The organism is Pantoea sp. GM_Pan_4, assembly GCF_026541005.1.
Classification (GTDB): domain Bacteria; phylum Pseudomonadota; class Gammaproteobacteria; order Enterobacterales; family Enterobacteriaceae; genus Pantoea; species Pantoea dispersa.
In genome coordinates this window covers 595684-617055 of sequence record NZ_JALNUZ010000001.1, presented here as the reverse complement: position 1 = coordinate 617055, position 21372 = coordinate 595684, and the positions used below count along the sequence as shown (strand labels likewise).

The following is a 21372-nucleotide window of genomic DNA, read 5'->3' as shown; positions in this document are numbered from 1 at the left end:
GCCCTGCGGGCATCGTTCTCTTGCGGGGCCACAATGACAAGCGACGCTGGCGTCCATTCCTATTCTGCCGTCCTCATGGGTTCGCCCATTCTGCTCAAACTGTTCGAAGACAATCCTACGCTGGCCAGCCAGGTCTTTCGCCTGATCAAACAGCAGGAAAACCTGTTTACCGTCAACCGCGCCGAATCCGAAGTGATGGCCATTAATCAGGCCGCCGGACGCCATCCGGTGGTGGTGAGCGCGCCGGTTTTTGCGCTGATTAGCGTGGCGCACGCGGTGAGCATCCTGCCGGACAGCGCGTTTAACTTAACCATCGGTCCGGTGGTGAAACGCTGGAAGATTGGTTTTCAGGGACGTGAAGTGCCGCCTGCAGCGGAGATTGAGGCGCTGCTGCGCCTGACCGATCCGCATCAGGTGGTGCTGGATGCTGAACAGCACTCGGTGTTTCTGCCGCTGCCGGGCATGGAGATCGATCTGGGCGCCATTGCGAAAGGCTACATCGCCGATGTGGTGCAGGCATTTCTGCGTCAGCAGGGTGTTGCGCAGGCGCTGATTAATCTCGGTGGCAATGTGCAGACGCTCGGCAGCCCGCCGCATCAGCCGCAGGGCTGGGGCATCGGGCTCAAGAAACCGTTTGGCCGGGACGATGAACTGCTGGGTACGCTGCAGGTGCAGGGCAAATCGGTGGTGACGTCCGGGATTTATGAGCGCTACTTTGAACGCGACGGCCGCTGCTGGCATCACATCTTTGATCCGCGCACCGGCTATCCGCTGGACAATGCGTTATTGAGCGTGACGGTGATTGCCGATCGCTCGCTGGATGGCGATATCTATACCACGCTGCTGTACGGCATGGGCGTAGAGCAGGGGCTGGCGTATCTCGCCGGCCAGCCTGACATCGACGCGGTGTTTGTCACCCGCGATCGGCAGATTATCTGCTCGCCGGCGCGCCATTTCCGCTTCAGCCAGCTGGATTTCAGCTGGCAGCTGCGTCACTGACAGTACTGCTGCAGCAGCGAATGGTACTCCGGCTGCAGGCGATAGCGATACACCGGGCGCCCGGTGGCACCGTAGTGAATGCTGGTGAACAGAATATTAATCTGCGCCAGCCAGATCAGGTATTTGCGACACGAAACGCGCGAAATGTTCACCTCTGCCGCCAGCTCGTCGGTGGAAAACTCATGGCCGGGATGGGCGTCAATCCACTGACACAGCGTGCGCAGCGTCTGCGGCGTTAAGCCTTTCGGCAGCCGTTTGTTGTCGTGCTGGGTGGCCGGGCTGCCGTGCATCAGCAGATCGAGGTCCGACTGCTGATAGTAGTGCTGATTGTCCATCAGCGATTTTTTCTGCCGCCAGCCGGTCAGCGCCTCTTCAAAACGCGGGAACTGGAACGGTTTGATCAGGTAGTCGACTACGCCGTAGTGCAGCGAGGTTTTAATGTTCTCCGCGTCGGCCGCTGACGAAATGATGATCACTTCTACTGAACTCTGCGCCTGGCGCAGCTCCGGCAGCAGATCGAGCCCGTTCTCCTGCTGCATATAGATATCCAGCAGCACCAGGTCGATCGGCGTTTCGCTATTAAACAGGAACTCGCGCGCCTGCTGCAGCGTTGCGGCGGTACCCACGCAGTGAAAGCCCGGCACCTGGCCGATAAAGCTGCGGTTCAGCTCGGCCACCATGGCGTCATCGTCGACCACTAACACGTTAATCATGCGGTTTGGTTCCTCCATCCCACGGAAGTTGGACTAAAAATTGGGTGAACACGCCGGGCTCGGACTCCACGCTGACGCTGCCGCCGAGATGCTCCGTCTGCTGTTTCAGCAGGAACAGGCCGACCCCGCGATCCTCGCCTTTGGTGGAGAAGCCCTTGTCGAACACGGTTGCCAGATGCTGCGGCGCAATACCCGGTCCGTCATCGCTCACTTCACAGGTCAGCCAGCCGTTCTGGTAGTGCAGCATGACGTGGATTTCGCCCTCGGTCTGCTCGCTCATCGCATCCAGCGCATTCTCCACCAGGTTGCCGACCACGGTGATCAGCGCCGCCATCTGCTGCTCGTTGCCGCTGTCCGGCAGGTAACTGGCATCGCTGATGGTCAGGCGATGGCCGCAATCAGAGGCGCGGTTAATTTTGCTGAGCAGAAAACCGGCAATCACCGGTGATTTGATCTTCTCCAGCAGGAAGCCGATTTCCGTCTGATAGTTATTAGCGGTCTTCAGAATATAGGCTTCTACCTGCGCATAATTTTTCATGTGCAGCAGGCCGAGGATCACGTGCAGCTTATTCATGAACTCGTGCGAGCGCTCACGCAGGGCATCAACATAGTTTACCATGCCGGTCAGACGCTGCATCAGCTGGCTGATTTCGGTCTTGTCCCTGAAGGTGCAGACCGCGCCGATAATGCGTCCCTGACTGCGCACCGGCACGGTGTTGCTCAGCAGCAGACGGCCATTGACGTTGAGCTCCTCATCGCGCCGTGCGCGACCGCCGTTGAGCACTTCCTGCAGATGCTGATCAATCACTGAGGCATCATAAATGCGCGCGGTACTCACTATGCTGCTGCCCATTTTATCGCTCAGCAGCTGGCGCGCCGCCTGATTGACCAGCGTCACCTCGCCCTGATCGTCCATCGCCACCACGCCTTCCTTGACGGAGTTGAGGATCGCCTGGCGTTGCTCAAACAGGGTGGAAATTTCGTAAGGCTCAAGGCCGAACAGGATGCGCTTCAGCACGCGCACCAGGATAAAGGTGCCAACCGCGCCGGCAAAAGTGCCGATCAGAATGGTCCACAGAATGCTCCAGCGACTCTGGTTGATCTGGTCGGTGACCGCCTCCAGCGAGATGCCGATAGCCACCACGCCAATCTGCCGCTGCTGGGCGTCATACACCGGGGTAAACACGCGCAGCGATTTGGCCAGCGAGCCCTGATTCACGGAGACATTCTCGTTGCCGCGCAGCGCCGGTTCGATGTCCGGGCCGATAAAGTGTTTGCCCACCAGCTCCGGATTACGGTGCGAGTAGCGGATGCCATCCATGTTGGTGATGCTGATAAACAGCAGATGGTTGCTCTCTTCCACCGCTTTGGCGATGGGCTGGATAGCGGCCCGATCGGGCGGCAGGCGCAGCGCCTGCTGAATTTCGGGGGATTTCGCCAGCGTGCGCGCTACCGCCATGGCTTTATCCTCCAGCTGGCTGCGCGTCGCGGCCCCAATCTGGAAGAAATAAAACATGTGTACGCTCAGCAGCACCAGCACAATCACCGCGCTGAGCATTAGCGTCACCAGGGTGTTGAGCTTCATCGGTCGCCTGCGCGCCGGCGTGGCTTGCTGTGGAGAGGTCATGATCGTGCTCTGCGGAAAACGGGGGGCTATTATGACGGATAATCCGCAGCGGGTCGCGCTAAATGCAGGAAGGCCGTCAGCGATGACGACCTTCCGTGGGGGAGAGCGGGCGGGTTAACCCTGTTTCACCCGGTTAGCGAAGCTTTTACGCAGTTTCTGCAGCTTCGGCGGGATCACCGCCAGGCAGTAACCGTTGCGCTGGCCGGCACCATCCCAGTAATCCTGATGATAATCTTCTGCCGGGTACCAGGCTTTCAGCGGCTCGATGGTGGTCACCACCGGCACGCTGTGATCTTCCTGCGCGCGGGCAATTGCCGCAATCGCTTCGGCTTCCTGTTCCGCGTTAGCCGGGAAAATCGCCGAACGGTACTGGGTGCCGACATCATTACCCTGACGGTTCAGCTGAGTGGGATCGTGGGTGGCAAAGCTGATGTCCAGCAGATCGCCGTAGCTCACTTTCTCCGGATCGAAGCCTACGCGAATCGCTTCGGCGTGGCCGGTCGCGCCGCTGCACACCTGCTCGTAGGTGGGATTAGGACGTTCACCGCCGGTGTAACCACTTTCGACTGACTCGACGCCAATCACATCTTTAAATACTGCTTCGGTGCACCAGAAACAGCCACCCGCGATAATCGCATATTCGGTTGCCATTGTTTTACTCCTGTCAGGGCGAAAGCGTTAGAGTGGGGGTTCAGCACGCTGAATTCAAGCCGCTTTCTGTTAACATTTCTGGCGCAACCCGGCGCGGCTTAGCCCGCCGCTGCTCGCTCATCACGCGTAAACGGCCTGGGCTGGTGGCGTGCAGCATCACTTTGCCTTCACGCGCGGCACGTCACTAATACGCGTGGTGTAAGCCGGAGACAGCATGTCGCGTTTCATCGCCCAGGGTTTCTGAATGCCCTGACCGGCAAACCACAAGGCACCGCGCTGGTGGGCGTTGATCTTATCCATCAGCGCCATCAGCTGATCGCTGTTACGGCGCGGCTGATAGTCAGCAAACAGATCAAGCTGCGCCACCCCGTCGCTGAAAAAGTCGCCCAGCATTACGCCGCCTTTCAGGTAGCGCTTGCCGGGGATCCAGATGCGATCCAGGCAGTTGAGCGTGGCCTGAATGATGTCGCGGCTGTCGGCGGTAGGGGTAATCAGCGTCTGGCTGGCGGCATTGGCATAGTAGGGCTGATGCGGATCGTGCGGGCTGGTGCGGATAAAGGTGCCGATGTAGCGGCAATACTGGCGCTCGCTGCGCAGTTTCTCCGCTGCGCGTGCCGCATAGCTGGCGATGGCTTCGCGCATATCCTGATAGTCGGTAATGCGATCGCCAAACGAGCGCGAGCAGAGGATATTTTGCCGGTGCGGAATCACCTCTTCAAACGCCAGGCAGGGTTCGCCGCGCAGCTCGCGCACGGTGCGCTCCAGCACCACGCCGAAATGCTTGCGGATCAGCGCTGTGGGGGTCTCCGCCAGCTGCAGAGCGGTTTGAATGCCCATCAGGTTCAGCTTGTTCGATAAACGGCGGCCGACGCCCCACACTTCCTCTACGCCCACCCGCTGCATCAGGCCGCGCTGGCGCGCCGGATCAGAGAGGTCCATGACGTTTTCGGCTTTGGTCCAGCGTTTGGCCGCCCAGTTAGCCAGCTTGGCGAGGGTTTTCGTTGGCGCGATGCCGACGCCCACTTTCAGGTGCGTCTCTTTCCACAGGCAGTCACGTACCTGCTGTCCAAAGCGCGTCAGCGAGGTGTAGCCTTCAATTCCGCTGACATCAAGAAAGGCCTCATCAATCGAATAGACGTCTACGCGCGGCGCCAGCCGGTCGAGCGTCTCCATCACGCGCGCCGACATGTTGCCGTACAGCGCATAGTTAGATGAAAACACCACCACCTGATGACGCATCAGCTCGTCGCGATGTTTAAACCAGGGCGCACCCATTTTGATGCCGAGCGCCTTCGCTTCGCGGCTCAGCGAGATAATGCAGCCATCATTGTTTGACAGCACCACGATCGGCCTGCCGCGCAGATCCGGGCGAAACACGGTTTCGCAGCTGGCGTAGAAAGAGTTTACGTCGACCAATGCATACATCATCGGTACCCTGAAAATACTGTATATAAAAACAGTATGCGCCGGAAGTGTAGTAAAGATCAAGCGGCAGGATTGTGCATTGCCGAATGTGCGAGCTGGAGCAAGTTACTAACTGAACGGTCTCTGAGAGACAAAATTTTTATGACATTTCCGTATCCCAGTCTAATGCGTCGAAACGCCAGCAAGCCTGCCTGGTCGCATGCATTCCTGTGAAAAAATTAACAGTCTGAAGGATAATCAGTAGTAAACCATAAACCCACTTAACCGTGAGATTAAAAAGTAAAGTAACGCTATTTTGCTCAACGTTTTTGGCAGTATAAGTAATATAAATAAATAAGGTTTTTACTTACCTCTCGCTGAATTTAATTTCAAGGTCTCATTTGATTCCGATCATCTAAATCGGGATGTGTTTATCTTAAAATAGTTCTATATTTATTCGGTTGCAAGGCTATAGGTGTGAGCGATTTATCAATACAGGAAGTTCACGATTACTGTCTCAACTTAACGCAACGTATTATTAAAAGCTTTAACTGGAAAAATATCATCACAGACGTATTGAGCGAAGCGGATGAGCAATCCCTTGCCGCAGGCGTTACGGGGAGTAAGCTCAACTGGGCGTGGGGAATGGAGCGCTACCAGGGGACAGCAAATGACAAAGGGATATTAGATATAAGCCTCAAGGTCGTTGACTATGCAGACCCCGAGGCACTGCATGCTGTTATTATTTGTAAGTATGACATGCTGCGTGACGAGTTTGCTATTTGTATGCTGGAAAATTTTATTGCTGATAAAGAGACATCATTATCAGGTAAAGTCTTTATTATAGCGCTGGTATATGCCACGACTTTTTGTGCAATGGTGGGTTTGGATGACGTGCATATCTGCGATCCTGTTCCCGAGGCTCAGTCCCGATACCGATCGTATGGGTTTGCTTTCGTATTTGATGCTCCTGATAAAATGTCCTCATCGGTAGAAGAAATACAAGATAAAATACGCGAGAAAGTGAGGCGGTTTTTTTGAGGAAAAGTGAATCAATGCAGGGGTTCAGCATCCTGTTTGATAAATAAACAAGGGTAGGGTAAATTATGATCACAGCAGGAACTTCAGGAGGCATCATGATTAAGCAAAGTAAAAAAATTGATACATCCAGGGCGATGACTGCTGCCAAACGTTCAGTCGCTTTCTGGTCTTCCATTGATGGTGCGAAGCTTGCCAGAGTAGGTTTTGCAGAAAAAGACGCGGACGTTATTGGTCCGGAGAAGCCATCAGCGAAGGCACGAATCGCCAGTTAACAATATGCAATCGCATCGTTAGCAGAATCAAAGCTCCTGTCCCGGGAGCTTTTTTGCTTTACATGCCTGAGTTTTTAGCAGGCCGGACACAGGTATAAACACATCCCGGCGGAAAGCTGTTCGGAAGAATTTATGGCAGCAGGACGAAAAAAACGGCGTTCCCGTCAGGGAAACGCCGTGGGCCAGGGGCCAGTTACTGCGCGAGAAAAAACGTGTCACTGCCTGGTCTGACTGAACGTCAGGGCGACTTCTTGCTGCCCGCTTCCGCGCCGGTGATCGGATCGATCAGCGGATCGGATGCGGTGCGTGCGGCCAGTGCGTCAATGTCGCGCTGCTCATCCGGCGACAGTGTCACAGAAGGCAGACCATCGCCGCCATCCACCGCTGGTTGCGGATCGGCCACATAATCGAAGTTGTCATCGGAGTTCCAGCTACCACGCACGTCATCACCTTCCGACATGTTGTAGTAGTTGTGCGCATACTGCTCAATTGGCGGCAGCTTGCCCGGTGGGAAGTTGTCGCGAATGGAGTACAGCGCTTTCTCAAATGAAAGCTGGTGCGCGGCTTCACGCGTCATCAGGAAGCCTAACGCATCCTTTACGCCAACATCGTCAGTGACGTTGATCAGGCGTTCATAGATGATTTTGGCGCGCGCTTCGGCGGCGATATTAGAACGCAAATCCGCCGTCACTTCGCCGATGGTATCCACGTAAGCCGCGGTCCACGGCACGCCGCCGGAGTTGGTCAGCGGCGGACCACCGCCATAAAGAATCGAAGTCAGATGGCTATCGTTACCGGCACCCGTGATTGAGCGATACAGTTCGCCTTCCTCTTCAGTGCCTTCGGCCAGCTTGCCTTTGGCACCTTTATTAAGCATGCCAACCAGCGAGCCGATAATCTCAAGATGGCTGAGCTCCTCGGTAGCGATATCCATCAGCAGGTCGCGGCGTCCTAAATCCTCATCGCCGAGGCCCTGGGTAAAATAGCGCATGGCCGCAGCCAGTTCGCCCTGCGGACCGCCAAACTGCTCTAACAGCAGATTGGCCAGGCCCGGGTTCGGCGCACTGACGCGCACCGTGTACTGCAGTTTCTTAACGTGTCGAAACATAGCTCACCTCAAAAAGTCTCTTACGAAAAGAGAAAATCAGCGTTTCGCTTTCGCGTCCGGGTCTTCGCTGCGCAGCAGGAACTGATCGGTCAGTTCAGGCATGTGCGTTAACATCCAGTCCGCCATCGCGATCTCCTGTTCACAGATCTGTTTGAGAATGGCCACGCTCTCCTGATCCCCGGCACGCGTGGCGGCGCTAATCAGGCTGGTGTAGCTGCCAATCTCGGCATTCTCGAACACGTAGCCGCTGATAGCGCCTTTCACCACTTCGTCTTCCGCGAAGGTACCGCCAAAGGCCTGGCCCATGGCGGCCATTTTCCCCATGACGTCTTTCACGCTGGAGTGGGAAATGCCGTGACGGTCGAGAATGGATTCCAGCAAAGACTGCTGCTGGCGGGTTTCTTCGATGTGCTGCTCAATACGTGCACGCAGCTGCGGGTAGTTTTCCAGGCGTTTTGCCATCTGTTCGAGCATGGTTTCGGCCTGTTTTTCCATGGCATGAGCGTCGCGCAGCCAGTCGTGATAATGCGAAAGTGCGGATGTGGTCGTCATATATACCTCCGTTGTACGGCAGTCGCGTTACTGCTTTTCCGCGATATCCGTGAGTTTTTCATCGGTGGATTTTTCTTCGGCTAATGTGGCGGCCAGCAGCTCTGCGGCCTGGTTGAGCTCCAGCTTTTTCGCCATGGCCACCAGCGTGCCGTAGGTGGCGATTTCATAGTGCTCAACCTTCTGCGCCGCGCCGATCAGGCCAGCATCGCGCACCGGGCCGGCTTCGGTGGATTCAATCAGCTCCTGCGCTTCTTCTACCAGGCCTTCCAGCGCATGGCACTTCATACGCATGATACGCAGCTCATCGTGGCTCTCTACGACCTGATCGAGGCGCTCAATTTGTCCCTGGGTCTCTTCCAGATGTTGCTGAAAAGCGTTTTTTAAACTTTCATCGGAGGCTGCCCGGACCAGTTTGGGTAACGCACGGGTGATCTGTTTCTCCGCGCTGTAAACGTCCGAAAGATCGTGAATAAAAAGATCAAGTAGCGATTTAACTTTCATGGAATATTCTCCGAATCGGTGATTAACGGGAGGCTGAAGCCATTAAGTGATAACGCGATTAAAGAGAGGGAATGAAACGAAGCAATAAATCCCTGTCATCCTGTTGATGACGGAGCATTCCCTGCTCCGAGACATTCCTTACTCTGCGTTACAGCGCATCAGGAATCGCGATGGCTATTCTGTCCGCCTTTTTTGCCGGCTTCGGACGCTTTCTCACGGTCGTTTTTGAAATTACCGCCGCTGTTTTGTCCGCCTTTTTTACCCGCTTCAGATGCTTTCTCTTTGTCTTCTGCGAAATTACCTGAACCGCCTCTATGCTCTGTCATACTATTACCTCGTGATGAGTAATAAATAACATGACGCATCTGCCGCCATGCATGTTTTGCACACTTAATACTAATGCAGGCTGCCTCACTGACAAGCGCGACGGCTATATTTTTCACGCCTCGCTAACGCTATATTGATGAGAAGACTGGAGATTGTGGTGTAAAATAACCACGCTATTTTTAGCGAGCCGGCCAATATTACGGTCTCGCTTTTAACCTGCCTGATGATTATTTATGCTCAACACATTTTCCTCCGGTGGGAATTTTATCCGCCCGTCTTATTTATTTACGTTTAATCATTGAACGGCGAAGCGGCGCTAAATAGCGTCGAGCAGACGGTTCAATTCCGCCAGACTAAAAAGGGTTGCTTTGCGCACCACTTCTTCACCTTCACCTGAAAACCACTGCCGGCTGGTGTGCACGCTGCCATCTGCCAGACACCATGCAAACCACACGGTGCCGGCTGGCGTGCCGTCCTCACCGCCGTCCGGGCCGGCATAGCCACTGACGGCAATAGCCAGCGTATCCCTGGAGAGTTTTTTCGCGCCGCAGGCCATCTCCCGTACCGCGGCTTCACTGACGGCAGTATCAAGCGCCAGCGTCTCTGCGCTGACGCCCAGCACGCGCTGCTTCGCCTGATTGGTGTAAGTAATAAAGCCGCTGCTGTAAAAGCGGCTACTGTCGCTGGCGGCCGCCAGCGCGGAACCGACCCAGCCAGAGGTGCAGGATTCGGCGGTGGTGACGCTCAGGCCGGCGGCCAGTAATTTATTACCCACTTCGGTCGCTAAATTAACCAGTTCTTCATCCATATTCTGTATCCCTTGTCAGAGTGAAATTAATAAACGCCGTCTCTGCCGCTGCTCATATGCATTGCCAGCGGCGTGCATCCGAATTATAGGCGTAATTTCTGCACCGCTGCTCAGCCGAATTAAACTGTTACCGAAGCTCCCGGCGTTTACCGCTAAGCTTAAAATTCAGAACGAAGAGGGAATAACCGGAGCGACATGATGTCAGCTAATTAACTGCAAGAGGAATAACACCATGAAGAAAGATGAGTTAGCCAGCCGTGATTATCCGGTGCAGGAGGATATGCGCTGGCAACGCAGGGAGAGCGTTATACAGCGTATCGGTGAATACGTGCTAATGGTGATTGTGATCCTGGGTGCCTGCGGGTTGTTTTCCAAAGGCATATTAAGCGACGGGCAGGCGCAGTCGGCTGATGGTTCCGTCAGCATTCGCTATGAACGTTTTGGTCGCATCGACAGCAATATGAACCTGCGGATTCGCGTGGCACCGCAGAGCGGCGAGCATTTCACCGTCACGCTAGGCAGCGGCGCGTTAGACGATTTGCAGATCCAGACGCTACAGCCACAGCCACAGCAGGCCATCACGCGGGATAACACGCTGCAGCTTACTTACGCCAGCGAGGCGGCAGAAGGTCATGTGATCTGGCTGGGGATTCAGCCGCAGGCGGCGGGACGGGTTGCGCTGAGCGTGCACGTCAATCATCAGGTACCGGTAAAGGTATCGCAGTGGATTTACCCATAAAAGGAGAGCGTTATGGAAACGGTATTACGCGCAGCCGCCATTTATCTGTTGTTAATGGTGGTATTTAAAATTGCCGGTCGACGCACACTGCTGCAAATGACCTCATTCGATTTGATTCTGCTGCTGATTATTAGCGAAGCCACACAGCAGGCATTGCTGGGTGATGACTTTTCCGTTACCGGTGCCAGCCTCACCATCATTACCTTAATCACTATTGATATTGTGCTGGGCAAACTCAAAGCGCGCTTTCCGCTATTCGAACAAATGGCGGAGGGAGGACCGCTGATTCTGGTGGAGCATGGCCGGATATTAACGCAGCGGCTAAAAATGTCGGGCATCAGTCGGGAAGATATCCTCGAGGCCGCACGTTCAGGTCAGGGACTGGAACGCATCGATCAAATTAAATACGCGGTGCTGGAAGTGAGCGGTCATATTTCCATCATCCCGGAAAATTCAGATAAAACTGAAAAATAGCAACAATCTCTCAATACTTGTTTGTGATGTAGATCACACTTTTGTTAATTAATTGATTTTATACCACTAAAATTATTTTGTACAAGTTTGAGAAAAAAATCTTTACAAGCAACCCGCTATAAGCGCAGCGGTGAAAATAACCATTTGCGCATGGCTTTTTGTCAGCGCAAATATGCATATTAAATGTTGTTTTATCTCCAATCCCATCCATATTGTTCCTGTGTGGAGATATTCTGTCGTTTAACTACTTAATTATTTTTATCAATGGGGTGACATATGACACAACGACGTGGTGGTGCAGGTAATTTTGCAGAAAATACCGAGCGTGCTCGCGAAGCGGGTAAAAAAGGCGGCAGCGTCAGCAGCGGGAATTTTAAAAACTGTCCTGAAAGGGCAGTAGAAGCGGGCAGACGCGGTGGAAAAGTAAGTCGTCGCGGCAAAACCGCAGCGGCGGAAGCTTAAACCGCCTTCTTTAAGGTAAATGCAGTCAGCGTAATCCTTAAGCTGCCATGCAGGCAGTCTTAATCGCTAACGCAGCGGCGCAATTCAGGAAGTGAACCATTGCGCCGCACGCATTTTATATTATCAGCGGCTGCGCCGCAGGGTACTAAAGAATGAGATGCGGCAGTGCACATTAAGCGCAACGGCTGCAACCAGCAGTAACGGTTATTAGCGCGAGAGGAAATAAGTAACAGGCAGATTCGGTAGCACTGATAATGACGTAATACGCCAGCGACTCATTATTAAGGTGGACCTGATCGGGCAGCGGCGATGTTAAAAAATTTCACTTTGAGTGCGGGTTAATAACTTTTCGGTAGCACTTTTTGCAACAAAAATCCCCCATTCAGTTGTTTATCCTCTTGTACAGATTTTGAAAAACTTGTACAACTTAGCCAGAACATTTTTCTGACAACTTAATGTTAACGGGAGTCACTTATGCGCCAGAACGGATACACTCCGAACTCAGTCGAGGCGATTGCCAACTATTTTAGCAAAGCCACGCTGCCTTCGCAGCAGGAGACGCTGGGCCAGGTCGTGGTCGAAATCCTGCGTGAAGGCCGTAATCTGAACCGTAAATCGCTGTGTACTAAACTGCTGCGTCGTCTGGAGCTTGCTTCTACTACGGAAGAAGAGCACCACTATCACCAGCTGATTGGCCTGCTGTTTGAGCGCGAAAGCTGAGAGCGAAGCGAAAGCGTCCAGGTTGTACACACGAAAACGCCATTCTGATAACGTATCACTGCATGTATGACTTGTGACGGGCTGTATCGCGCCGCGGGATAGCGGCGCTGTTTTTCTGTCGCGTTCCCGGTTGGGGCAGGCAGCATGCAGAGATTTATTATGATATGAACAGAAGCGAACATCAGACTCTTATTGATGAGATCATCGGCGAAGCGGCGTTAACGCTGCTGCAGCGTTCCGGGCCAGTCACCACCCAGGCGTTGCTGGATGAGCTCCACATTATGCAGCAGCAGGCCAGCGATGATGCGCAGGCGGCTGCGATTCGCACGGCAATCGATGAAGTCCGGTCGAGCATGACGGCTGGACAAAAGCGGCGTGGCGAACAACCGGATCGCGATAACGTGCATCCACTGTTTGGCCACAACGGTCAGGCTGGCGGCAGCCGCAAGCATTAACTGACCGTTAAATTATAATCTGACTGTATTGCTCACAGTACGGGAAAAGAACGATGTCGGAGAATCACTCTCTCTATTCTGCGCTGCCGGACACGGAACTGGCGGCGCATTTTCGCGATGCCGGAGTGGCATTGAGTGAAGAAGCCGCGGTACTGAATGATGTCATTCGTAGCGTGCTGGCCAGCGAAGGCCGCGTCAGTAACAAATCCATCATTCTTTGTCTGATTATGGCGCTGGAAGCGACACAGGATGAAGCGCAGGCAAGTGTGCTGCGCAGAACGCTGGAAATTGTGGTGGGTTATACGCCAGACGACGCCTGACGCAGAGGTCCCCGCGCAGGCGGGGATCGGTTCAGTGCATAAGATCTGCCAGTAGCCTTATTGCGGCATCGCAGCGATGCCGGAAATCCTCATCACGCGCGTCTGCTTTCATCGTATGCAGCACCTGCGTCACGTCATGTATCCTGAACACGCTACCTTCCCTGATAAATTCCGTCACCGCGATGCCTATCAGCGCATACAGATCCGGTGCAGGACGGTTGACTTGTTTCACGTCACCTCCGGGACTTGTATATCCGTACAGTGTTGCACAGGTGATAACAACCCAACACCTTTTTCTGCTGTCAGTGAAAATGGCACAGGTTATTCGTCAGACAGATTGCCAGGTGTTATCACGCTGCGCGAATAGTAATACGCTGCTGTAGCAGATTCATGCAACTAAAAAATGGTTAAGCATGCCGATAACTCTATTTTAGCGCTGCGCTTATTGCGCCCGGAACATTCACCGACACGCTGCGCGGCGGGCGGGAATTATCGCGCCTGCTGCGACCGAGATTAAATTTATGCAGCCAGCTGCGATACTGCCTGATTAATTCCTGCGCATTTTTTTCATCACTGACGCGACAAATAAACAGCTGGCTCATGGTCTGGTGCTCAGCCGCCGTGGCGTAGATCTCGCAGGCCATCTCGCGTTGCTGCAGTTCAATCGCCGTAAAATGTAACTGCGGCCACTGCTGCAGTCGGTTAGCGAACATTTTATAGTCCATTTTAGGATCCTTTTATTTTTCTATTTTCTACTGGTATTACCTGTAAAAGGCACAATAGACCAAAAGTGAAAAAGCGCCAGTTTTGCGGGTCACGACCCATTAAATAGTGCACAAAATGAAAAAAATATTTACGTGTACAGCTTTTACCGCTGCGCTTATATTTTCGTGAAAGATTGAATAAGCGCAGCGGTTAATAGCAACAGTGCAGAAATACCGTCTGGCTCGCAGCATCGCCTATCCTCTATTAGGGTTAACTGATGGCTAACCAAAGGAGAAGAGGCATGACCAATCCGAGTGCCGCCGATGAACTGGCGCTGATCGATCGCTACTGGCGCGCCGCCAATTATCTGTCCGTCGGGCAAATCTACCTGATGGAGAATCCGCTGTTACGCGAACCGTTGCAGCCCGGGCATATTAAGCCGCGACTGCTTGGCCACTGGGGCACGACGCCCGGCCTGAACTTTATCTATGCGCACCTCAACCGCATCATCCGCCAGCGCGAGGTGGATCTGCTGTACGTCTGTGGTCCGGGGCACGGCGGTCCGGGGATGGTGGCGAACAGCTGGCTTGAAGGCAGCTACAGCGAGATCTATCCGCACATCAGTGAAGATGCTGCAGGCATGCAGCGCCTGTTTAAGCAGTTTTCGTTTCCTGGCGGCATTCCCAGCCATGCGGCACCGGAAACGCCGGGCTCGATTAATGAAGGCGGCGAGCTGGGCTATTCGCTGTCGCACGCGTTTGGCGCGGTTTTCGATCATCCGCAGCTGATCGTACCCTGCGTGATTGGTGACGGCGAAGCCGAAACCGGGCCGCTTGCCGCCAGCTGGCACGGCATCAAATTCCTCAATCCTCAGCGTGATGGTGCGGTGCTACCCATCCTGCATCTGAACGGCTACAAAATTGCCAACCCGACGCTGCTGGGGCGCAGCAGTGATGACGATCTGCAGCAGCTGTTCAGCGGTTACGGTTATGAGCCGCTGTTTGTCTGCGGGCACGAGCCGGCCGACATGCACCAGCAGATGGCGGCAGCGCTGGATAACGCGTTTGATAAGATTGCCACTTATCAGCAGCAGGCGCGCAGCGGCCAGACAGAGCAGGCGATCCCGCGCTGGCCGATGATTGTGCTGCGCAGCCCGAAGGGCTGGACCGGCCCGAAAGAGGTGGACGGTAAAAAAGTGGAAGATTTCTGGCGTGCGCATCAGGTGCCGGTGGCGGCATGTCGCGAAGACGCGTCGCATCGGCAGGTGTTAGAGCAGTGGCTGCGCAGCTATCAGCCGGACGATCTGTTTGACGAGGTGGGTAAACTCAGGCCGGAACTGCGTGCGCTGGCGCCGCAGGGGGATAAACGCATGAGCGCCTCGCCCTATGCCAACGGTGGCCGGCTGCAACGCACGCTCAACACGCCGGACATCCGCGAGTTTGCGCTCGACACCGGCGCGCCGGGCAGCCAGCGCGGCGAAGCCACTAAACAGTTCGGCCACTACCTCAGCGCGATTTTTCAGCGCAACGCCGATAACTTCCGGCTGTTCGGGCCAGATGAGACCGCCTCGAATCGCCTGACGCCGGTTTTTGACGTCACCAGCCGCAGCTGGATGGCAGATATCGAACCGTATGATGAGCAGCTGGCGCGTGACGGTCGGGTGATGGAAATTCTCAGCGAGCACCAGTGTCAGGGCTGGCTGGAGGGCTATCTGCTGACCGGACGACACGGGCTGTTTAACTGTTATGAAGCCTTTATCCATATTGTCGACTCGATGTTTAACCAGCACGCCAAATGGCTGAAGGTGACGCGCAAACTGGGCTGGCGTCAGCCGATTTCGTCGCTCAACTATCTGTTGTCTTCACACGTCTGGCGCCAGGATCACAACGGATACAGCCATCAGGATCCCGGTTTTATCGATCACGTGGCGAATAAAAAGGCGGATATCGTGCGCATCTATCTGCCGCCGGACGCGAACACCCTGCTGTGGGTGGGCGATCACTGTCTGCGCACCTGGGATCGCATCAACGTGATTGTCGCCGGCAAGCAGCCGTCACCGCAGTGGCTGGACATCGACAGCGCCATTGCCCACTGTGAGGCGGGTATGGGCGAATGGCGCTGGGCGAGCGATGACGGCGAGCCGGACGTGGTGATGGCCTGCGCCGGCGATGTGCCCACCATGGAGACGCTGGCGGCGGTGGATCTGCTGCGAAACTATCTGCCCGCGCTGCGCATTCGCGTGGTCAACGTGGTGGATCTGCTGGCACTGCAGACGCAGCAGCAGCACCCGCACGGCAAGTCGGAAGAGGATTTCGATGCGCTGTTTACCCGCGACAAACCGGTGATTTTCGCCTTTCATGGCTATCCCAGCCTGATTCATCGTCTGACTTATCAGCGCAGCAATCACGCCAATTTCCACGTGCACGGATTTAACGAAGAGGGCACCACCACCACGCCGTTTGATATGACGGTGCTCAACGAACTGGACCGCTATCATCTGGCGCAGGCGGCGATTTTGCATGTGCCGGGCCTGGCCGATCGCCATCCTGAATTGCTCGACGACCTGCAGCAGCGCATCGCGGAGCACCATCGCTACGTGCGCGAACACGGTGAAGACGTGCCGGAAGTGCGTGACTGGCTGTGGCCGGGCTAATCCGGGCCGGGCGAAAAAAAACCGCCTGAGAAGGCGGTTTATGGTTTATTCGGCCTGTTTATCCCCGGATTCAGGCGCGCTGGTTTCGTCATCTTTCGGCTTCGGCTCGGGGCTGTTTTTACGCGGATCGTAATCCGGCTGGTCGCCGTGAACGGGACGATCGGTCATTGTATACTCCTTAACGGTTACCATGTGAACCCGCGCCACCGTTGCCAGTTGCGCGGATGTAAAGGGCGGCTGCGCGGCTCAGCCCGGAACATTCTGCCGCTTCTCAGTTTGCTGATGTTTCCCCATAGCCAGTGCGCTGGCGCTGGCCGGATCGAACAGCGACAGGCTTTCAATCTGGTCGACCATCAGCACCTTACGGAACTCCAGCGCGCTTTTGGGTTTGGAGACAAAGCTAATCTCGTGCTGGTGATACCAGCGGCTGTAGTTATGCTCAATCGCCAGATTCAGCGTGCGCGAATCGCGGTAGCCGCTGAGCATCGGAATCAGCACGATATTGGCGGTGCTGGGATATTCAAAGGTGGCGGCGTGAATCATGCCGATGTAGATACGGCGCGATTTCAGCGTGACCCAGGCCAGTTCACCTTCTTCCATGCAGTGCAGCAGCAGTTGTTCAATACCGTTAGAGCGGGACAGGCGCTGATACAGCTCTTTACGACTGCCGGCGGTCAGCCGCGCGCTGCCGGCATTGGAACGATACACACAAAACAGCACGGCAAACGCCAGCATGATCACCACCGGTGCCTGAATGCCGAGAAAACTCCATGTCATGAAATCGACGTGCCAGCGCGCATGGAGATCGGCAGACAGCGCCAGGCTGTTATTGATGGCCGAGGCCGCCAGCAGTAGCAGCCAGACCAGGCCGGTGGCGACCACGCCCTGAACGACAAAAATGCAGCCGTACAGCGCAATGAGAAAATAGACGTCCCAGCCAAAGGAGCGTTTTATTTTCAGGCGGCTGGACATATCGCGACTGGTGTACCAGTAGCCGCAGACCATCAGCACCATAAATATCGCGGTTCCCATCAGATATCCTTTAAGCGCTTAATATGATCGGCGAAGTCTTGCTGTACCTGCGGACTGAGGGGATTAACCGAAGCGTTACCGTCTTCGTCAATAATAATCCGGTCACCTTCCTGAATGGATTCACGAATATCCTGGCGGCTCATCACCTGCAGTAATGATTCCGGACTGGAAAAAAGAGAGGTAAAATAGCGCAATATCACGTCAGGCTGTTCCTGTAAGGCAATAAATAGTTAATTGATCATATAACGTTTTCTGCCAGATTCAGGCGGTTTCAGAGTTATCTGTTAAACGTGAGGAAAGTCAGCGCAGGGTAAGACAATAATCCGGGGGGTAACGGCGCGCTCCCTGCGCCATGGCCGCCTCATCCTGTGCTGGCCGGCTAATCACGAGCCGCGATTGCTGCTCTGACCGCCTTTTTTACCGGCTTCGGACGCTTTTTCACGGTCGTTTTTAAAGTTGCCGCCGCTGTGCTGTCCGCCTTTTTTACCGGCTTCTGATGCTTTCTGTTTATCTTCTGCGAAATTACCTGAACCGCCTCGATGCTGAGTCATAATATATCCTCTTCATGAGTAATAAATAACATGACGTTGTTGCGCTGTCATGTGCGTGTTGCGTATTTAATACTAATCGCTGGTGCTATTTCTGCAAGCGTGACGGCGCATAAAAAGGGCATTTTTATTTTTTATCTTAGTTTGTTGAAATAACAATAATTCTGCGCTGGCGCTGCGCTTATTTAAAATTTTTGCGGCGGTGAAGTAATAAAATGAAACACTCCAGTGCACCCAACCGGCCGGGCCAGACAGCTGACCCGGCGCCGTGAGCCACGCTAAATAACCATGCCTAAAATCTGCAGGATGCTCTGCTGCGAAGCAGTAATAAAAGGAATGTCTTTGATGTGCTGCATGCCAAAGGCTTCATAAAATTTGCGTGCGCGCACGTTCTCACCCATCACTTCCAGCCACAGATAGCCTTCCTGCTTATCGCGTGCGGCGTGGATAATGCTTTCGAACATGCGCCGGCCATAGTTTTTACCGGTTTCCTGCGGATTGAGGTAGAGCTTATTCAGCTGGGCACCGCTCATGCCGGAGTCCGGTACCGGCGTATTCCAGGTCACTTTGGCAAAGCCGATGGGTTTGTTGGTTTCGGCAATCAGCCAGCTTTCGTTGGGGGCCACCAGGCTGCTGCGCAGTTCGGCCAGGCCGTACTCTTTGTCGATGAATTCATCCAGCTCGGCTTCGGAGACCCACATATGTTTGAAGTGGGCGCTGTAGGTCATGCGCCCCAGCTGATGCAGCAGTTCGGCATCATCAGGCTGCGCGTTGCGTATGGTGAATTCCATGCCAGTCTTCCTTCAGTTTTTATGTTTTATCCTGCGTTACGGCAGAGTGGGGGTGTCAGCGGGCATCCTGCCCGTACAGGTGACCCGTCATTATGCGCGAATCAAACCGGGTGTCATCCCTTTTGCGGTAAGGAAGTTGGCTGAATGTCTTGATTTTTTAACAGGAAAGGAGGCAGGCGCAGGATGTCCAGCGGGCTGAACATCCTGAATTGAGGCGGGAGGCGCGAATTAAAAGCCGTAGCTGGTGAGGCGATGGTAAAAATCCATGTGGTTTTTACACCCCAGCTTGCGTGAGATGGTGTTCTTGTAGTGGCTGATGGTCTTATTGCTGAGGTGCAGCGCATGCCCGATCTCCGTCATGCGGCGCGGACCCGCCAGCCAGCGCAGCAACGTGAACTCGCGCTCGGTCAGCACATCGGCGTTGCCGTGCGGTGCGGCGGCAACGTTTTCCGGCGTCAGCACCGCACTGACCAGCGTCGCCAGCGGGCATTTTTTACTCAGGATCAGCGCTTTCTTCAGGTGGCGGGCCACGTAATTCAGCACGGCTTCATCGCTGATGTCGGTGAGAATCACCAGCTCGACGCCCGGTGTTTTAAGCTGCATCAGCAGCAGGCTGCGCAGCGTCTCTTCCAGGTTTTTATTGGCAAAATGCAGCTCGCTGATTACCACGTTACGCCCGCGTCCGGTGGGGATCGGGTCATCCGGCGAGGTGAGCGTCAGGCAGCTTATCATCTGCCCGGAAAAGTAGAGGCGCAGACCTTCCGTAATCCAGCGGTCGCTATCCATAGTGAAGATGTTCAGCATTGTTTCCTCCTGTGCTCGCGGTTAACCCATTTGAACGGAAACCGCGCTGAGCCGATATCAGACGGCCAGCGTCAGGTTGTAGGAAAAGGCTGAGAAATGTCTGGGATGGCGGGTGGACTGCAGGGGCGGGGATCTCTTAAAAGCAGCCAGGTAGCGAAATTGTAAATGCAACCTGCCGGGAACAATCAAACAAGTACAAATGGCACAAACATCAACGTCGGAAAGTTGCGTGACGACAGGATGCGTCATCTGCTGTGCGTAAGGATCGGACCTCAGGTTGTGTTCACCCTTTCTTACCTGGATAAAATTAATGAGTAACGGTTGAGTACCATGGTAATCGTGCAGAATCTTTCAAAGTTTTCACATGTCAAAGTATTAGCATGACGCTGAGCTTAAATGACTACTCGAATTGATAGATGAGGGAAGGGTTTTAAAAATGATATTTACCCGGCGTTATAAAAACGTAAAGGTTATTTATGCTTTTTAATCAGGCATCCATTCTTAAATGAATCCTGTCAGGGTTCTCCTGTCGATTGTTTTTATTAAATAACTGACTATTCGTATGGATATAAGTGAAAAGCCATCACAGAAGCGCCTGATTAAGTACTTGTATTATTTGTGGTAATGGTTATTTGCCAGAATAATAAGTCATTATTAATATATTTAATAATATATATAACTATATTCTCAATTATTTGTGGATTATTAATCTGATAATTGCAGTTTAAAATGGATTTCTCGATCAAAATCTCAAATTTGATAGGTAAAAACATAGTTTATTCCGATCATAAGTGGTTTATTGATTGGTTAAAGTGATCATAAAATGAGAACAATCTGATGCTCATTATGGAATATGCTGCATATGTATCATTCCGAATCACTAATCTGTAATGCAGGTCGCGGATGGTTTGCTGAGCCGATTGTTGGAAGAGACGGCATGGTGCTAGCGGTCAGGATTCGAAAGAAGCGTGCCTTACCAGGGAAACTCTTCGGGTATTGGGGAGATGGAAGGACAACAGCAGAGCTGTTGAGGGAACAACTAAATCTGATCGAGAAAAAAAAAGAGTATTTCCTGAGTAAGGGTATTTTATGCTCCATTGAAATTGATTTCGAGAGGGCGTGCCTTTTAATACAGGATGCTGAAATTGCATCCTTAGCAAAACTACAGCCTTTTTTACGTTTAGAAATTTCGGAAGATTTCCCGAATCTCTCTGATGGGAAAAATAATCGTCTGCTGGAAATTCTATCCAATAATTATATTTTATGGTTGGGAGATCTTGGATCGGGCAGCGCGAATCTAAAGGCTTTACAGGAAAAGTTGTATGACGGGGTGAGAATAAGCAGCGATTTTTTTAATGCTTATTCTAAATCTGTCATATGGCCGGTGATCACTAAAAATGTCATGCGCTACTGCAACTTTATTATCGTTGCCGATATAAGCGATCAAAGTGAAATTGTTTCTCTTGAAAAAGAGATCAGCGCCATGCAGGGACAGTGTTTTAAAAGTGTGCCTCTGGAAGAGATAGAGCAGCTTGATACCTGGTTTGATATTCATTTCAAATAACCATTAGCTTTGCAAGTTCTGTATCCCATAAATACTGCAGCATGTATTTAAATTTTAAGTTAGTAAAAATAAGTGGAAAGAATAGCTTTGTTTCAAAGGTCA

At 53.4% G+C, this 21372-nt stretch carries 28 protein-coding genes; 11 read left to right on the top strand and 17 right to left on the bottom strand.

The window, feature by feature from the left end; genetic code table 11:
• Positions 1–33 precede the first annotated feature (33 nt).
• Complete coding sequence (locus OXR61_RS03010) at positions 34–999, top strand: FAD:protein FMN transferase (RefSeq protein WP_031279235.1); 966 nt, start codon at positions 34–36, stop codon at positions 997–999.
• Here the strand turns inward: OXR61_RS03010 and dcuR are convergent.
• The 4 genes from dcuR to umuC form a co-directional block, all read right to left on the bottom strand.
• On the bottom strand, positions 993–1712 hold the full coding sequence (gene dcuR, locus OXR61_RS03005) for a two-component system response regulator DcuR (RefSeq protein WP_021506339.1): 720 nt from the start codon (positions 1710–1712) through the stop codon (positions 993–995). The two genes, OXR61_RS03010 and dcuR, sit on opposite strands and share 7 nt — an antisense overlap.
• Positions 1705–3339 carry a sensor histidine kinase gene (locus OXR61_RS03000; protein ID WP_031279232.1) on the bottom strand — a complete coding sequence of 545 codons (1635 nt, stop codon included), beginning with the start codon at positions 3337–3339 and terminating at the stop codon, positions 1705–1707. The genes dcuR and OXR61_RS03000 overlap by 8 nt, the downstream gene beginning before the upstream one ends.
• Before the next feature lie 114 nt (positions 3340–3453).
• A complete protein-coding gene (gene msrA / locus OXR61_RS02995) occupies positions 3454–3990 on the bottom strand; it encodes a peptide-methionine (S)-S-oxide reductase MsrA (protein ID WP_021506337.1) in 537 nt (178 codons plus the stop codon).
• Between the two features lie 156 nt (positions 3991–4146).
• Positions 4147–5415, bottom strand: coding sequence for a translesion error-prone DNA polymerase V subunit UmuC (gene umuC, locus OXR61_RS02990; protein ID WP_021506336.1), 1269 nt, complete (start codon positions 5413–5415; stop codon positions 4147–4149).
• Positions 5416–5871: 456 nt separating this feature from the next.
• Between umuC and OXR61_RS02985 the strand changes: the two genes are divergently transcribed.
• The gene (locus OXR61_RS02985; RefSeq protein ID WP_021506335.1) at positions 5872–6435 is read left to right on the top strand and encodes a hypothetical protein; all 564 of its coding nucleotides are present in this window, start codon (positions 5872–5874) and stop codon (positions 6433–6435) included.
• Between the two features lie 95 nt (positions 6436–6530).
• Positions 6531–6707 (top strand): hypothetical protein, encoded by a 177-nt coding sequence (locus OXR61_RS02980; RefSeq protein ID WP_021506334.1) that lies wholly within the window; start codon positions 6531–6533, stop codon positions 6705–6707.
• A gap of 238 nt (positions 6708–6945) precedes the next feature.
• Here OXR61_RS02980 and OXR61_RS02975 read toward each other — a convergent pair whose 3' ends face one another.
• From OXR61_RS02975 to OXR61_RS02955, 5 genes are all read right to left on the bottom strand, one after another.
• On the bottom strand, positions 6946–7815 hold the full coding sequence (locus OXR61_RS02975; protein ID WP_021506333.1) for a manganese catalase family protein: 870 nt from the start codon (positions 7813–7815) through the stop codon (positions 6946–6948).
• 36 nt (positions 7816–7851) lie between these two features.
• On the bottom strand, positions 7852–8367 hold the full coding sequence (locus tag OXR61_RS02970) for a DUF892 family protein (RefSeq protein WP_021506332.1): 516 nt from the start codon (positions 8365–8367) through the stop codon (positions 7852–7854).
• A 27-nt stretch (positions 8368–8394) separates the two neighbouring features.
• Complete coding sequence (locus tag OXR61_RS02965; protein WP_021506331.1) at positions 8395–8868, bottom strand: ferritin-like domain-containing protein; 474 nt, start codon at positions 8866–8868, stop codon at positions 8395–8397.
• 158 nt (positions 8869–9026) lie between these two features.
• A complete protein-coding gene (locus OXR61_RS02960; RefSeq protein ID WP_021506330.1) occupies positions 9027–9194 on the bottom strand; it encodes a general stress protein in 168 nt (55 codons plus the stop codon).
• A gap of 317 nt (positions 9195–9511) precedes the next feature.
• On the bottom strand, positions 9512–10003 hold the full coding sequence (locus tag OXR61_RS02955) for a nicotinamide-nucleotide amidohydrolase family protein (protein ID WP_267410727.1): 492 nt from the start codon (positions 10001–10003) through the stop codon (positions 9512–9514).
• A gap of 232 nt (positions 10004–10235) precedes the next feature.
• Between OXR61_RS02955 and OXR61_RS02950 the strand changes: the two genes are divergently transcribed.
• The 6 genes from OXR61_RS02950 to OXR61_RS02925 all read left to right on the top strand — a co-directional run bounded on the left by OXR61_RS02950 (position 10236) and on the right by OXR61_RS02925 (position 13173).
• Positions 10236–10742: a hypothetical protein gene (locus OXR61_RS02950; RefSeq protein WP_021506328.1), complete on the top strand. Its 507-nt coding sequence runs from the start codon at positions 10236–10238 to the stop codon at positions 10740–10742.
• 12 nt (positions 10743–10754) lie between these two features.
• Positions 10755–11216 (top strand): YetF domain-containing protein, encoded by a 462-nt coding sequence (locus OXR61_RS02945; protein WP_021506327.1) that lies wholly within the window; start codon positions 10755–10757, stop codon positions 11214–11216.
• A gap of 276 nt (positions 11217–11492) precedes the next feature.
• Entirely contained in the window at positions 11493–11678 is a 186-nt protein-coding gene (locus OXR61_RS02940) for a general stress protein (RefSeq protein ID WP_071813571.1), read from the top strand.
• Positions 11679–12152: 474 nt separating this feature from the next.
• The gene (gene ycgZ, locus OXR61_RS02935; protein ID WP_021506325.1) at positions 12153–12398 is read left to right on the top strand and encodes a regulatory protein YcgZ; all 246 of its coding nucleotides are present in this window, start codon (positions 12153–12155) and stop codon (positions 12396–12398) included.
• A gap of 164 nt (positions 12399–12562) precedes the next feature.
• Complete coding sequence (locus OXR61_RS02930; protein WP_021506324.1) at positions 12563–12853, top strand: hypothetical protein; 291 nt, start codon at positions 12563–12565, stop codon at positions 12851–12853.
• A gap of 53 nt (positions 12854–12906) precedes the next feature.
• Positions 12907–13173 (top strand): biofilm development regulator YmgB/AriR family protein, encoded by a 267-nt coding sequence (locus OXR61_RS02925; RefSeq protein ID WP_021506323.1) that lies wholly within the window; start codon positions 12907–12909, stop codon positions 13171–13173.
• 31 nt (positions 13174–13204) lie between these two features.
• Here the strand turns inward: OXR61_RS02925 and OXR61_RS02920 are convergent, their stop codons facing one another.
• Positions 13205–13405 carry a hypothetical protein gene (locus OXR61_RS02920; protein ID WP_021506322.1) on the bottom strand — a complete coding sequence of 67 codons (201 nt, stop codon included), beginning with the start codon at positions 13403–13405 and terminating at the stop codon, positions 13205–13207.
• Positions 13406–13598: 193 nt separating this feature from the next.
• Positions 13599–13898 (bottom strand): hypothetical protein, encoded by a 300-nt coding sequence (locus tag OXR61_RS02915; RefSeq protein WP_021506321.1) that lies wholly within the window; start codon positions 13896–13898, stop codon positions 13599–13601.
• Positions 13899–14179: 281 nt separating this feature from the next.
• Here OXR61_RS02915 and OXR61_RS02910 point away from each other — a divergent pair, with 281 nt between their 5' ends.
• Entirely contained in the window at positions 14180–16531 is a 2352-nt protein-coding gene (locus OXR61_RS02910) for a phosphoketolase family protein (RefSeq protein ID WP_021506320.1), read from the top strand.
• 45 nt (positions 16532–16576) lie between these two features.
• On the opposite strand, the gene OXR61_RS02905 is transcribed toward OXR61_RS02910, so the two are convergent.
• From OXR61_RS02905 to OXR61_RS02880, 6 genes are all read right to left on the bottom strand, one after another.
• Positions 16577–16699, bottom strand: coding sequence for a hypothetical protein (locus OXR61_RS02905; protein WP_021506319.1), 123 nt, complete (start codon positions 16697–16699; stop codon positions 16577–16579).
• Positions 16700–16777: 78 nt separating this feature from the next.
• Positions 16778–17563: a hypothetical protein gene (locus OXR61_RS02900; protein WP_021506318.1), complete on the bottom strand. Its 786-nt coding sequence runs from the start codon at positions 17561–17563 to the stop codon at positions 16778–16780.
• Positions 17563–17760, bottom strand: a complete 198-nt coding sequence (locus tag OXR61_RS02895; RefSeq protein WP_031279223.1) for a hypothetical protein — start codon at positions 17758–17760, stop codon at positions 17563–17565. The genes OXR61_RS02900 and OXR61_RS02895 overlap by 1 nt, the downstream gene beginning before the upstream one ends.
• Positions 17761–17946: 186 nt before the next feature.
• Positions 17947–18114, bottom strand: coding sequence for a general stress protein (locus OXR61_RS02890; protein ID WP_021506316.1), 168 nt, complete (start codon positions 18112–18114; stop codon positions 17947–17949).
• Positions 18115–18389: 275 nt separating this feature from the next.
• Positions 18390–18902 (bottom strand): GNAT family N-acetyltransferase, encoded by a 513-nt coding sequence (locus OXR61_RS02885; RefSeq protein WP_021506315.1) that lies wholly within the window; start codon positions 18900–18902, stop codon positions 18390–18392.
• A gap of 228 nt (positions 18903–19130) precedes the next feature.
• Positions 19131–19706, bottom strand: a complete 576-nt coding sequence (locus OXR61_RS02880) for a LuxR C-terminal-related transcriptional regulator (protein ID WP_021506314.1) — start codon at positions 19704–19706, stop codon at positions 19131–19133.
• Positions 19707–20568: 862 nt separating this feature from the next.
• Here OXR61_RS02880 and OXR61_RS02875 point away from each other — a divergent pair.
• Positions 20569–21270, top strand: coding sequence for a hypothetical protein (locus OXR61_RS02875; protein ID WP_058757643.1), 702 nt, complete (start codon positions 20569–20571; stop codon positions 21268–21270).
• The last annotated feature ends 102 nt before the right edge of the window (positions 21271–21372 follow it).